Genomic DNA, 14,706 nt, shown 5'->3' on the forward strand with positions numbered 1-14,706 from the left:
AAGTCTTGTTGTTTAAGGCAATAGACCGAAACCCGCCAGTAAGGAGTTAACCATGACACTACATATCGAGGGTTTTTTCGATACTGCCACCAGCACCGTCAGTTACGTTCTTTATGATCAGACTGGTGGTCATGCCGCGATTATTGATCCTGTTCTGGATTACGATCCCAAATCTGGGCGCACGCATACCGCGTCCGCTGATAAGTTAATTAATTATCTGGTAAAACATAATCTTACCGTCGATTGGCTGCTGGAAACCCATGCTCATGCGGACCATCTTTCAGCGGCGCACTATCTACGCGATCAGGTCGGCGGGAAGATCGCCATAAGCGAAAAAATTGTTGAAGTACAAAAGATCTTCAAGGATATCTTTAACATTGAACGCACATTTTTGCCGGATGGTTCGCAATTTGACCATTTGTTGAAAGACGGTGAAATGCTGTCAATCGGTCAGTTATCGTTGCAGGCGATGCATGTGCCCGGCCATACCCCGGCGGATATGGCACTTCATATTGATGATGCCATTTTCCTGGGTGATACCCTTTTCATGCCGGATGTCGGCACGGCCCGCTGTGATTTTCCTGGCGGCGATGCTCAGGCACTCTATCGTTCCATCAGTAAGATCCTCTCTTTCCCGGCAGATACACGTCTGTATGTGTGTCATGACTATCCGCCGTCCGGCCGTGGTCCCCTATGGAAATGTACGGTTGCGGAACAACGCGCGCATAACATTCATGTCCATGATGGTGTGGATGAGGCAGCCTTTGTGGCGCTTCGCCATGCGCGGGATGAAACTCTGCCGATGCCTACACTCTTGTTACCTTCCGTCCAGGTAAATATCCGCGCTGGTACGTTCCCGCCAGCAGAGGAAAATGGCGTCAGTTACTTAAAGATTCCCTTAAATCGTTTGTAATTGAGAAAAAGTGTTTTTTGTCTCCAAGATATAAAAAAGGAGTTTGCTGTGAGTCAAGTCAAAATCATTATCGTGGGTGGGGTTGCTGGCGGTGCTTCTGCGGCGGTCAGGGCCAGGCGCTTATCTGAAACAGCCGAAATCATTCTATTGGAACGTGGCGCCTATGTTTCTTTCGCCAATTGTGGCCTGCCCTATCACATCAGTGGGGAAATTCCTGAACGCCAACAACTTTTGCTAAAAATACCGCAGGATTTTACTCAGCGCTTCAACATTGATGTGCGTATTGAACATCAAGTGTTGAATATTGATGCTGCCAAACGAGTGATACAGATTGAAAATAAGCACACCGGTGAGATATACAGCGAAAATTATGACCAATTGCTGTTAAGCACGGGTGCCAGTCCTATCATTCCCCCGTTACCGGGCATTACGCTTCCTGGTGTGTTCACTCTGCGAACTATTCCCGATATGGATAATATTCTGGCGCATATCCGGCAGCATAAAGTGACGCATGCAACGGTGGTCGGCGGCGGCTTTATCGGTCTGGAAATGATGGAGTCCCTGGTACATTTGGGGCTCAAGGTCACATTGCTGGAATTGAGTTCACAAGTCATGGCGTCTATTGATATCGAGATGGCGTCCGCATTACATCAGGTGATCCGTCAGAAGGGTGTGGACTTGCGTTTGCAATCCGGCCTAAGCGCGATAAAACAGATTGATGATCACGATGGTTTGCAAATTACACTAAGCAATACGGAGCAGTTGACTACTGGCATGGTACTGCTGGCTATCGGCGTTAAGCCTGACACCCAGTTGGCTAACAGTGCCGGATTAACATTGGCAGAGCATGGCGGTATTCAGGTTGATGAATTTATGCGGACATCTGACCCGCATATTTATGCCGTCGGTGATGTCGTCGAAACTGCAGAATGGGTGACGGGTAATGAGATGCTGGTCCCTCTGGCCGGCCCTGCCAACCGTCAAGGGCGTATCGCCGCCGAGAATATGTTGGGTGGTGAGCGTCGCTATCAGCGCAGTCAGGGTACGGCTATCTGTAAAGTGTTTGATCATGCTGTCGGCAGTGTGGGATTGAATGAAAAAGCGCTGGGACGTTTACAAATGGACTACCAGAAGGTGTATATCCATACACCCAATCATGCGAGTTATTATCCTGGCAGTTCTCCGATTTCATTCAAGTTGCTGTTCAATCCCATTACTGGCGATATTTTCGGGGCGCAGGCGGTGGGTAAGGCTGGCATTGATAAATGTATTGATGTGATAGCGGTGGCACAGCGGGCACATCTGAAAGTTCAGGATTTGGAATACCTTGAGCTTGCTTATGCGCCTCCTTTTAATAGTGCGCGTGATGTGGTTAACCAGGCAGGTATGCTGGCGAGCAACGTGATTAATGGTGATACCAAGATTTGCCATGCCGCCGACATTGTGAATATTGACCATCAGCGACAGTGCCTGCTGGATATACGTACCTCACAAGAGTTGAAAACGATTGGTACATATCCGGAAGCATTACATATCCCGGTTGATGAATTACGCGGTCGCTTAAATGAACTACCGAAAGACAAGGAAATTCTAATCGGTTGTCAATCGGGTTTACGCGGTCATGTTGCCTATCGGTTACTCATGCAACATGGCTTCCGCGCCCGAAATTTGTCCGGGGGATATAAAACCTACAGCCTGACGTTGTCCGCCTGAACCATTAGCGTTCGGATTAATCATTGGCATGATGGCAAGTATATGGGCCGTCATGCCAAACCAGATGATGTAATATAAAATACGGTTTTACTATGTGAGTGCAATAACCGATATTTTTTCGCTTGCCGCCATCCTGCAACTAAAGTTATCCAGGACATCTATATTCATTATTATGTAATATGCTTATTTATTCAATCTTTCGAGCATTGGGTAATTACTCTTATGTTGTTTTTGTATTTTATTTTTGGATGGAATTGTTTATTTTTGCTATTCTAATTTCGGGATTTATTGAATTGTAAGTTTAATGATATTGTAATATTTAAATAATATTGGAAAGTGAGGTTTTGTATAAAATACAATATTAATCCAACTGACCAGTTAACACTCCATTCAGAAAAAATCACGCATAGGAACACCATAATATATAAATTTATATCATGATATGGTCACGGTTTGCCTCGATACACCAATTCTTCTTCACCAGATTGTAACAATAAGCTTAATGAATCCCTAGCTGATGACCTTCGGTCATCAGTGTCGTTTTAGCGTCGGTTTAACAATGGCCTCCATTTACTTGTAATAAAAATACTTAGCTAAATCAATATTAAAAGTGCATCAATATTCTCACTGCTCCGTAAGTCAGAACGACGTCAAACGCTTATGTAAGATCTGGATTGTTTAATATTTGTTTATTAAAAGCGTAATTTGTAAAATATTATGTATTATTGTTTTATTGGAAATTTATTATATATCAAAGGTTAAACCATGTGTTAATTATGGGTATGTAACCATGTTACTGGTAACCGGAAAGCTATTCACATTACGACGTATTTTCCAATGTTGCATTTTGTGCTCATCAACATTAAAGATAATAGCGAAGTCAATTAACCGTTGTAGCAATGGAAGCAATGGAGTGTTTTATGGATTTTAACCTGTCAAATAGTCAGTCAGATATTTATGAGTCAGCATATAAATTTGCTTGCGATGTATTAGATCAAGATGCAAAAACGCGAATATCACAGAAGATTTTAAGTACTGAATTATGGAAAAAGGCCGCTGCTTATGGATTTGCACATGGTCCGGTTTCTCACCAATTTGGCGGCTCGGAGCTGGGGGCGCTTGATACTGCATTGATGATCGAGGCCCTGGGAAAAGGAAGCCGTGATATTGGATTATCGTTTTCATTATGTGCCCATTTATGCGCTTGTGTTATTCCTCTCTATCGTTTTGGTTCAAGTGAATTGAAAGATAAATATCTTGAATCGTTAGTGACCGGGAAATTAATTGCAGCGAATGCGGCCACCGAACCTGATGCAGGTTCCGATATTTACAATATGAAGGCGACAGCCCAACCCTGCGAGGGGGGATATATTCTTAATGGGAAAAAGATTTTTATTACCAATGCGCCGATTGCCGATGTATTTATCATCTATGCGAAAACAAATCCTGATCACGGGTTCCTGGGCGTGTCGGCCTTTCTTATCGAGAAAGGCACGCCGGGCCTGAACGTAGGGGAGGTGATCCCGAAAGATTGTCTTTCTAATTGCCCCTGGAGTGAGATCGTTTTCAACGACATTTTTATTCCTCAATCACAGCGTATCGGGATGGAAGGTGCGGGCGGGGCTATTTTCCATGATTCAATGATTTGGGAAAAAGGCTGTTTGTCAGCCCTGTTTGTGGGGGGATTGGCGCGCCTTTTAGAAACGACCCTAGAGTATGCCAAAGCGCGCCAGCAATTTGGTAAGGCGATCGGTCAGTTCCAATCTGTCTCTAATCGAATTATCGATATGAAACTGCGCCTGGAGCAGTGTCGGTTGATGCTCTATCGCGCCTGTTGGAAACATGATCAGGGTCAGGATGCCGAAGCCGATATCGCCATGAGTAAACTGCTGATTTCCGAGTACGCGGTTCAATCCGGTCTGGATGCCATTCAAACTTTTGGCGGAGCAGCGATGGATCAGGAACTCGGCCTGGTTCGCCATCTTTTGAATATGATCCCGAGTCGAATTTTCTCCGGTACCAATGATATCCAGAAAGAGATTATTGCCCGTAAACTCGGTTTAAGGGGAACATCATCATGATTATTCAACGGCTCTTCGGCATCCTCTATATGCTTGCCGGTTTGGCGAAAGCTTTCCCGCAATTTGAGAATGTTCCCGCTGTTCTTCGGCAGGCGGCAATTGCCAACCAAGGAACCTGGTACGCGGCGGCGAGTATCTGGCTGGGCGCACATGGTGATGTGATCAATATCCTTGTGGGAGTGGTGCTGTTTGGGTCGGGAGTGATATTAATGCTCAACCCACTCTGGACGACGCTGGTGATCTACGCCCAGCTTTTGATGATGGCTGTCTTTGTGGTGATTTTGCATCAGTCCCAGCCCCAGGTCATGTTGCTGGATGGCGTATTTGCGCTGGCCGCGCTTTACATGCTGCGCGGTCAGTATCACCGTAAGCCTAAGCCGCGAACCTTTCCGACCACGTCTTTTTCTCTGCCCACACCCTCTTCTGAATCATCGTTTTCTGCTCCCTTGGGGGATGAGTATGATGTCGTGATTATCGGCGGTGGTGCCTCCGGACTGACGGCGGCCAGTGAATTTACTCATGAACGGGTGTTGGTGCTTGAAAAAAGTTCCACTTTCGGGGGGAATGCCCGCTACCACACCTTTAACCGGTTAAAGCATCCCACCGCCGGTGTTTGTTTTCAAGAACCGTTTCCCGGTTCGAATATGCTGCGCTTACTGAAAAAGATTGGTCTGGAGGGAAAATACAAGTCCAACGAAAAGGACACGCTGGTCTTTTTTGATACCTTTTTATTGCTCAAATGCTTAGGTGAAATTGTGGTTGGCTTTATTAAGCAACCGCGTTATCTGCTCAAACTCTCGGTCTGGGGGCTGACCAGCCAGCTTTTTCTGCATGCGATAATTGGTAAACCCTACGTGGTAGCGGCCAAGCAACTTGGTGACCCGATCTTTGCCGATCTTTATACCTTTCTGGATAAGTTCTCTCCTCGCGGCGACTTTTATCCACGCCTGCCCTGGACACCGAACGGTTCCTGGAGCAAAGCGTATATGGAGTTGCTCGATAACATTTCCCTTTACACCTATTTGTTTGAGCCGGATAAGCTTGGCCGGTTACCGGAACAGCTGCGGCCACCCGCCAGACTGGGCAAACTGGTTGAGAATGCAGTATCCACCACTTTGCGGGTTGAGTGTCTGGATATTCATGATGTCTCCGCCTATGTCGGTTTGCACTTTCTGGTGGGCTATCTGCGCGGAAACCTGGTCACCCTGCCTGGCGGTAATGGCAGTATCAGTGCGGGGTTGTGTAAGTATCTAAGCCATCAGCGCAATGTCACGTTGCAAAACCATGTCCAGTTGACAGCGGTTGAGCCGCAGCACAATGGTGCATGCATCCAGTTCACGATCAATGGTCAACCTCGCCAAGTGCAGGCTCAACAGATCATTTGGGCCGCACCTAAAACACAACTTGCCACATGGCTGCCGGGATTGCCGGCCAACCAGTTGGCGGCCATCAAGAAAATTCGTCATGAAGACTACTATCTGGCGAATGTATTCCTGTCAAAACCGGTGCTGGGCCATTCGTTTGGTGGCTATATGATCGAACCGGACAGCAATAAAGATCCGTTCTCTTGGTGTAAAGCGGGGACTTGCCTGGTTGCCAACTGGATGGACGATCATGCTGACGTGGATGTGGGCGTGCTGACATTGCTTAAACCCACGACGCGGTCAGAACGGCAAGACCGTACCGCACAGGATGCTTTTTTAGCGCTACAACAGCAAACCTATGCCGAAATTGCCAAAGTTCTGCGCAACATAGGGATTGGCGCCGAAGTTATTGAGGACATCCAGATCTGGTATTGGCCTGCAGGACTGGTGACGTCGGTCGTGGGACAACAAGCTGAAGGCGTATTCGAAACTGCCAGTCAGGCATTTGAAAATATTTATTTTGCTAATCAGGACAGTGTGGGTGTCGGCAATATCGAGAGTGCCATTCTGTCGGGACTTGATGCAGCCAACGCGGTTAAAGCACAACTCATGGATACGGAAAATGCCATGGAGGTGGCGGGATGAATCAACCACTGGTTGTTGAAATATCTGGTGACAAGGCACTTGAACATCACCACTTGGGCGGTAAGGGTTACTCACTCAACAACCTGATTCATGCGGGCCTGCCAGTACCTTCGGCATTTTGTGTGACGGCACAAGCCTACCAACAGTTTATTGAAGAAGCAGTGCCGGGGGCGGAATTAACTGATGGCGACCTGATTGCGGTGCGTGACGCCATCCTGCGTGCCGATATTCCCGACTCGCTAAAGCGGGCTATTGATGATGCTTATCAACATCTGGGCCATGACACGACCATTGCGGTTCGTTCTTCGGCATTGGATGAAGATGGTCAACGTCAGTCATTTGCCGGGCAGTACGAGACTTACCTGCATGTGAAGGGTTCAGAGGCAGTGTTGCACAAAGTCCAGGCTTGTTGGGCGTCGCTTTGGGCTGAGCGAGCGGCTCAATATCGTCATGAGCCTGCGTCGCACAGCGCCATTGCCGTAATTCTGCAAGTGATGGTTGATGCCGATGCGGCGGGAGTGATGTTTACTCAAGACCCTCTGTCAGGGAGCACCGATAAGGTGGTGATTGACAGTTGTTGGGGGCTGGGGGAGGGCGTTGTTTCCGGGCAAGTCACTACGGATAGTTTCACGCTGGATAAAGCCACCGGTGAGCTATGTGATCAGCAGATTCGCCACAAACCGAATTACTGCCAGCGGGACGAACATGGTCTGGTGACACTGTTGCAAACCCCGGAGGCCAAACGGAATCTCCCCAGTCTGACGCCAGCTCAGTTGCAACAGTTGGTCACGCTGGCCAGACAGGCCCAGCTTATCTATAACACCGAACTGGATATTGAATGGGCGGTGAAAGATGACAAAGTCTGGTTATTACAGGCGCGTCCGGTAACCACATCGGCCAAAGCGGCTAACGTTATCTACGCCAATCCGTGGGAAAGCGACCCGGTGGTGAGGGACGGCGCTTTTTTCTCGCGGATGGATACCGGAGAGATTGTGACGGGGCTGATGACGCCACTGGGGTTGTCATTCTGTCAGTTCTATCAAAAGCACATTCATGGCCCAGCCATCAAGACCATGGGGCTTGCCGATATTAGTCACTGGCAGATCTATATGGGCTATATCCAGGGCTATGTTTATCTGAATATTTCCGGTTCGGCCTATATGCTCAGGCAGTGTCCACCGACCCGTAATGAAATGAAGTTCACCACTCGCTATGCCACGGACGAGATCGATTTTAGGGACTATAAAAACCCCTATGGTGTGGGCGTGCAGGGCTGGGATTATGCCAAGAGTTGTTGGTACTGGCTAAAACAGCAAGTCCGCAATATGCGCAGCGCCGCCAGGACCGTCGAGCAGATGATTGCCCTGCGTCAGGATGAAACCAAACGGTTTCTGCGGCTTGATTTAACCGCCATGACGCTTCAGCAGTTGGATCAAGAGTTGCAACGGATTGACCGCTTTTTTCTCGATAGCTGTGCGGCGTATATGCCATTTTTTCTGCAATCATTTGCCCTTTACGATGCGCTGGCGCAAGCCTGTGAACGCCATATCAAGGATGGTAAAGGACTGCAAAATCGCATCAAGGCGTCGATGAATAACCTGCGCACGATCGAAGTGACGCTCGGTATCATCAAATTGGTTACGACAGTTAATCAACAGACTGAATTAAAAGCGTTATTTGAACAGCATCGTGCCGATGAGTTAGTCACCCTGCTACCTGACCATGAAATATCCCGAGCTTTCTGGCAGGGCGATTTTGAAGATTTTCTGGTTGAATTTGGTTCTCGCGGTCGCCAGGAGTTTGATCTGAGCATCCCGCGTTGGCGTGATGACCCGAGTTATCTATTGCAAGTAATGAAGATGTATTTGCAACACCCGGTAGATTTGCACAAGAAGCTCAGGGAAACGGAACTGCTGCGCCAACAGGATAGTGAAGCACTGTTCAATGCGATGTCCTGGTCGGGCCGCTTCAAGCTAAAAACCCTCATCAAGCTGTATGGCATGATGGCCGAGCGCCGTGAAGCGACGCGGCCAACGTTTATCACCGAGACCTGGTTCTACCGTTGCATCATGCTGGAAGTCTTACGGCGTCTGGACGCGCAAGGGGTTGTCAGTAGTGTCGATCTGCCCTATGTCGATTTTGAACAGTTCCGTGCTTATGTGGCGGGGACCATCCCCGCTGAACAGGCATTTTCCAAAGCGCGGCTCGATCAGAATCGCCATCAACATCTATTCAATTTACATGCCGAAGAACCGCCGATGGCGATTGTCGGTCCCTATACCCCCAAAGTGAAAGCACCCACGCAGGATGATAAAACCATCCGGTCACTCACTGGCCTGGCGGCCAGTCCTGGCAACGTAGTGGCCAAAGCGCGGGTGATTACTGACTTACAGGTCCAGGCCGGTGAGTTCCAGCCAGACGAAATTCTGGTTGCTCGTTTTACCGATGCCAGTTGGACGCCGTTATTTGCCCTGGCGGCCGGTATTGTCACGGATATTGGTTCCACACTTTCACACAGTTGTATTGTCGCGCGTGAGTTTGGGATACCCGCCGTGGTGAACCTGAAAACCGCCACCCAGATGATCAATAGTGGCGACATGTTGATCCTCGATGGAGATAGCGGGACGGTCATTATCCAACACCAGGAGGAGCGCAACCATGACGGTTAACCGGGCTGTCACGATCTGATTTACATCACTGTAATGAATGCAACACAACGATGGCGATGCGTGTGGCCATAGTCACGGCAACGTCGTTACGGGCTGTGTCGTGCCAAATTTGTCTGATTGGCCGACGTCATAACTATATTTTGGCTGCATAAGGATTCGGTCATGACAACCATGATAGGACAAACAAGACAAGCAGGCTGCTCTTCTTATGAGCAGGCCTGGAAAGCAGAACAAGCCCCCTGTCCAGGGATGGAACCTGACACCCTCACTGTGGGTGTGGTGGTTGTGACGCGCAATCCCGCGTTTTTTCAAACCGGGCTCAGCGTGTTAAATGATATTCGCGACTATGTGTTCAATCGCGTGCATATTCAATCAGAACTCCCGCTGAAGTTATCTGAATTAGCGTCGGACCCGCTTTATTCCGAAGCCCGCGAAAAAGCTATTCATTTTCTAAAAAATCAGAGCAAAGCGCTCAATATTCAAGTCATCCAGTGTGCCAGTCTTGCCGAAGCGACGGGGAAAATTATTTATACCCATGCTCTGGAACAGCAACCTGAATTTCAGATGGGAATGTTGTTTTACGATCAAACCTCGTTGGGGAATGTTGACGATAGCATTGAGAAAATTGACCGGGATCTGGACGCGTTTTATAGCGCCATGCAGAGAGGTGGGATCCCCGCTTTTTATACCACTTTCTCAACAGTAACCTTTATTCGTGATGTCCGTTCGTCGTTTCGTTATCTACCCCAGCAGTATCGGGAAATTGTCCGCAGTGAAGACCCCGCCATCTTCCAAACCGAACTGCTGTGTTTGTGGATGGACTTTTTTGAGATGAATTACACCAACCGCCGTGTCAAACCGATTGGGGCATTGGCACTTCATAACACCCTGGCCGAGCAACTGATTCAATTTTTTGAGCGTACCGCCGCCAGCCGTTGGTTGGTGTCTTACTATACCGGTTCGATCATCTCTAATCTGATCGGTTATCTGGACAGACATGCCGAAGCGCATGGTGCGTTAGTTCTGCGTGGTCCTAACGAGCATGCCATTGCCTGTGGCGCCATGGCGAACTGGCAGCTTTATCGTATGCCTTTTCTGGGGGTTGTGACCTCCGGCATGATGGATGAATTTAAAGGCACACTGATCAATCTGAAAGAGACGGCAGCACAGGGCATCATCGTTGCCGCAGAGAATCGTAATAATCAGTGGTATAGCTTCCAGGGCACACAGACGCCGACTGAAGACATGCGTGATGTCCTGGCTGCCAAACGTATTCCGTATGTCTATATTGATGATGTCGACGGGATTACTGATGGCCTGGCTGAAGTGTTTCGGCTCTACCATCAGGCCCAGGGGCCGGTCGTTATTTTAGCGACGCAAAATGTACTGGAATCGACTCTCTCGTTGGAGCCGGTGCCTGGTGACTTGCCGCCGGTTTCTGGTTTGCCAGCCTATGACTGCCCACCGATAAGCGACAGTTTTGAGCAAGCCATGGCGCTGATTAATGACGGGCCGGAAAAACTGGTCTGGCAGTTAGGACCGGTCAGTGACGATGAGTATGCCCTGGTTCATGAAATTGCCGATGCTGCCGGCCTGGCGCTGGTGGATTCGTTAGCGCATCCGGGTTCGGCACCGAAATATTATCAGGGCAAGCGCAATCCCCACTATTTGGGAACCCTGGCCATTTATGGTTATAGCCCCCGGGTTTACAACTTCCTGCATACCAACGACAAACTCAATCCAATGAGTGATCAAAGTGTGTTTATGATCAAAAGCCGTGTGGCGCAGATCACCACACCGTTCTCTGATGGTCGGCTCGAGCGCAAGGTGCATTTGGTACAACTCACGCACGATGAACGACACTTATCGCCGTATGCCGATTTGAAACTGCATATGGATTGCCTGACTTTCCTCCGGGCGGTGAAAGCCAATCTGCATGTCGATGCGGCACTACGGGAGAAACGTAAAGCGCTCATCGCTGCCTATCTGGATTCCCCTTCAGATGTTGTTAGCCAGTTACCCAGCCTGCCGATGTCGGCGAACTACTTTTTTTGCCAATTGAATCGGGTTATCGAGAATTTAATCAAGACGGAAAATTTCGATTTTACCGGGGTTTACGATGTGGGGCGTTGTGGTATTTCAGCGGTACGCAATGTTGCCAAGACGCGGCGCGGTTTCTCGGGTTGGTATGGTCGGGCCTTGATGGGCGATGCATTACTGGCCACCAGCTATCTGGCGCATACCAGTCCCACTCATGTGGTGGCGTTTATCGGCGATGGGGCCAAAGGGATTGTGCCGGATATTTTACCCGCCTTTATCGACAACATTCTCACCCATCCGCAGTTACTCAATAAAAGCATCACCATTTTCTATTTTTGCAATGGCGGCTTGTCGGTCATCAACACCTATCAGGAGCGCATTTTGTTTAACCGCACATCGCGGCAGATGCGCCTGGTGAACGTTGATCAACCTGCGTTTGAACAGACGGTGGATGATTTTCATATTCAGGGTAAAACACTCACTCATTTTGATGAGGACACCATTCGTCATGCATTGATGACACCCAAACGACTGAACCTGTTTTCAGTGGTACTGGGGCATAACAATGAAGGGGATGGCATTTCGTTAGCCACAGCCAAAGGCTGGCAACGCGACCCCTGCGACCGGGAAGCGCTGCAAGAGCGCAAAGACTGGGCGGCTCGCCAGCCCGAATCGACAAGCACTTCATTCGACCAAGGTCAAAACAAGGAAGCTATATCATGAAGTTTGGATTTATCGCTCATCCAACCTCGGTTGGTTTAAAACGCTATGTCAAAATGCTCGATTTATTACAGCGTAATTCGACGGAGTTGCATAGCGGGTACAAACGAGACCTTTGGCGCCGGGAAAACCTGGTCCCTTTCATGAACTTTGCCAAAATTACCTCAGCGACCGGCGCCACCTGTGAAGGGGTGATCAAATACATGCCTCTGGTCGCGGATGAGATGCTGGCTGATGCCCGCGGCATTGCCAATCGTGTGGTGTCGGGTATCGAAGAACTGGTCGAGGATGGCGCTGAACTGGTCGGTTTAGGCGGCTTCACCTCCATCGTCGGGCGGCGTGGTGAAGCCACCGCCGAGAAATCACCGGTTCCGGTGACCTCTGGTAATTCGTTAACCACCTATGCGGGTTACAAAGCGCTGATGCAGATTCAGTCCTGGCTGGATATTCAACCAGAGCAGGAGCCGGTTGCGATTGTCGGCTATCCGGGGTCCATCTGTTTGGCGCTGAGCCAGCTATTGCTCGCCCAGGGTTTTTCCCTGCATTTGCTGCATCGGGCTGGCCATAAAGATAAAGACGAGTTGCTCAGCCATTTGCCGGAGCAGTATCGCTCACGCGTCACGTTGACCAGTGATCCCGAGGATTTATACCCGCGTTGTAAATTGTTTGTCGCCGCAACATCCGCCGGGGGCGTGATTGACCCGTATAAACTGCAACCGGGGTCGGTCTTTATTGATGTGGCACTGCCCAGAGATATCAATTCTGACACGCGTCCCGATCGGGACGACATTTTGATTATCGACGGCGGCTGCGTTACGGCCATCGATGCGGTCAAACTGGGTGGTGAGTCACTGAACGTCACCATTAAACAGCAATTGAATGGCTGTATGGCGGAAACCATTGTTTTAGCATTGGAAAATCGCCGGGAAAATTTCTCGTTGGGCCGCTATCTGGCGCTGGATAAGGTGCTCGATATCGGGGAGCTTGCGGAAAAACATGGTTTTCTGGTCTATCCACTGGCCTCTTATGGTGAGCGGATTGATCGTCAACGGGTGATCAATCTCAAGCGTTACTATCACCATGATATTTATTCCGATGAACCTGATACTGAACAACAGCCAGCGTCGCAGTTAGCCTTTATCGACGCGATTATTGCTCAGGATCCTGCCAGAGAAGATACTCTGGATCGTTACCATCAGTTTATTAACCCGATGATGGTGGAATTTCTCAAACTGCAACACTGTGACAATGTATTCCGGCGGGCCTCGGGTACTCAGCTGTTTACCGCTGACGGCGAAGCCTTTCTGGATATGGTGGCCGGTTATGGTTGCATCAATCTGGGTCACAATCCACAACCGATCGTCGATGCGTTAAAAGCCTATCTCGATGCTCAGGGGCCCAATTTTATTCAGTATATTTCGATCCCCGAGCAAGCTGCCAAATTGGCCGAAGTGCTCTGCCATTTCGCCCCTGGCAATATGGGAAGAGTGTTCTTCAGTAATTCAGGGACGGAGGCGGTCGAGGCGGCAATGAAGCTGGCCAAAGCGTCGACGGGCAAAGCTGGCATTGCATATCTGAAAAATAGCTACCATGGCAAAACGCTGGGCGCGTTATCCATTACCGGACGAGAAAAACACCGCCGTCATTTTAAGCCACTGCTGGCGTCGATGATTGAAGTACCGTTTGCTGATATTGAGGCACTGCGGCAGACCTTAAGCCGTGATGACATCGGTGCGTTAATGATCGAACCGATTCAGGGTGAAGGCGGGGTCCATGTTCCTCCGCCTGGATATCTGCGAGCCGTTCAGGAGATCTGTCGCCAAACCGACACCTTACTGATGGTTGATGAAGTGCAAACTGGGTTGGGGCGCACCGGGAAGCTCTTTGCCTGTGAGTGGGAGGGGATCGAACCGGATGTACTGATGCTATCGAAATCACTGTCCGGCGGGGTAATGCCTATTGGCGCCACGCTATGTCGAGCCGATATTTGGCAACGGGCCTATGGCACCGCAGACCGCTTTTTGATGCACAGCTCGACCTTTGGCGGCGGGAATATCGCGGCGGTGGTGGCACTCAGTGCGTTAAGAGAAATTCTGGCTCAGGATCTGGTTGGGAACGCCGAGCGGCTGGGCACGTATTTTAAGCAGGCGCTTACCGATGTCGCTGCCCAATACCCCTTTGTGGCGGAAATCCGCGGACGCGGCTTGATGTTAGGGATCCAGTTCGATCAAACCTTCGCTGGTGCTGTTGATGCTTCGGCCCGCGAATTTGCCACCCGACTGCCTGGTGATTGGCACACAACCTGGAAATTCCTGCCTGATCCGGTACAAGCCCACTTAAAGGCGGCGATGGAGCGTATGGAACAATCACTGGGTGAAATGTTCTGCATGAAATTTGTGACCAAGCTTTGCCAGGATCACAACATTCTGACCTTTATTACTGCCAACAGCTCAACCGTTATTCGAATTCAACCGCCACTGACCATCAGCAAAGCTGAGATCGATCGCTTTGTCAGTGCGTTTGCCACGGTGTGCGACGAGCTATCAACATTTTTAGAGTAA

At 49.4% G+C, this 14,706-nt stretch carries 7 protein-coding genes; all 7 read left to right on the forward strand.

Annotated features, from left to right (window positions below; all coding sequences use genetic code 11):
- Nucleotides 1-52 precede the first annotated feature (52 nt).
- The 7 genes from PCO85_04840 to PCO85_04870 all read left to right on the forward strand — a co-directional run bounded on the left by PCO85_04840 (nucleotide 53) and on the right by PCO85_04870 (nucleotide 14,706).
- On the forward strand, nucleotides 53-913 hold the full coding sequence (locus PCO85_04840) for an MBL fold metallo-hydrolase (protein ID WJV54765.1): 861 nt from the start codon (nucleotides 53-55) through the stop codon (nucleotides 911-913).
- Between the two features lie 48 nt (nucleotides 914-961).
- On the forward strand, nucleotides 962-2,626 hold the full coding sequence (locus PCO85_04845) for an FAD-dependent oxidoreductase (protein WJV54766.1): 1,665 nt from the start codon (nucleotides 962-964) through the stop codon (nucleotides 2,624-2,626).
- 920 nt (nucleotides 2,627-3,546) lie between these two features.
- Nucleotides 3,547-4,707: an acyl-CoA dehydrogenase family protein gene (locus tag PCO85_04850; protein ID WJV54767.1), complete on the forward strand. Its 1,161-nt coding sequence runs from the start codon at nucleotides 3,547-3,549 to the stop codon at nucleotides 4,705-4,707.
- Complete coding sequence (locus PCO85_04855) at nucleotides 4,704-6,716, forward strand: DUF6041 domain-containing protein (protein ID WJV54768.1); 2,013 nt, start codon at nucleotides 4,704-4,706, stop codon at nucleotides 6,714-6,716. Before PCO85_04850 ends, PCO85_04855 begins: the two co-directional genes overlap by 4 nt.
- Entirely contained in the window at nucleotides 6,713-9,385 is a 2,673-nt protein-coding gene (locus tag PCO85_04860; protein WJV54769.1) for a PEP/pyruvate-binding domain-containing protein, read from the forward strand. The genes PCO85_04855 and PCO85_04860 overlap by 4 nt, the downstream gene beginning before the upstream one ends.
- A gap of 162 nt (nucleotides 9,386-9,547) precedes the next feature.
- Nucleotides 9,548-12,148 (forward strand): biosynthesis protein PigD, encoded by a 2,601-nt coding sequence (locus PCO85_04865; protein WJV54770.1) that lies wholly within the window; start codon nucleotides 9,548-9,550, stop codon nucleotides 12,146-12,148.
- Nucleotides 12,145-14,706 (forward strand): aminotransferase class III-fold pyridoxal phosphate-dependent enzyme, encoded by a 2,562-nt coding sequence (locus PCO85_04870; protein WJV54771.1) that lies wholly within the window; start codon nucleotides 12,145-12,147, stop codon nucleotides 14,704-14,706. Before PCO85_04865 ends, PCO85_04870 begins: the two co-directional genes overlap by 4 nt.

Origin of the sequence: Prodigiosinella aquatilis, assembly GCA_030388725.1 — a bacterium.
Taxonomy (GTDB): Bacteria; Pseudomonadota; Gammaproteobacteria; order Enterobacterales; family Enterobacteriaceae; genus Prodigiosinella; species Prodigiosinella aquatilis.

Bases quoted from the DNA above. Each gene is read 5' to 3' on its own strand.
- PCO85_04840 (WJV54765.1), top strand. From the start codon at position 53: ATGACACTACATATCGAGGGTTTTTTCGATACTGCCACCAGCACCGTC.
- PCO85_04850 (WJV54767.1), top strand. From the start codon at position 3,547: ATGGATTTTAACCTGTCAAATAGTCAGTCAGATATTTATGAGTCAGCA.
- PCO85_04855 (WJV54768.1), top strand. From the start codon at position 4,704: ATGATTATTCAACGGCTCTTCGGCATCCTCTATATGCTTGCCGGTTTG.
- PCO85_04860 (WJV54769.1), top strand. From the start codon at position 6,713: ATGAATCAACCACTGGTTGTTGAAATATCTGGTGACAAGGCACTTGAA.
- PCO85_04865 (WJV54770.1), top strand. From the start codon at position 9,548: ATGACAACCATGATAGGACAAACAAGACAAGCAGGCTGCTCTTCTTAT.
- PCO85_04870 (WJV54771.1), top strand. From the start codon at position 12,145: ATGAAGTTTGGATTTATCGCTCATCCAACCTCGGTTGGTTTAAAACGC.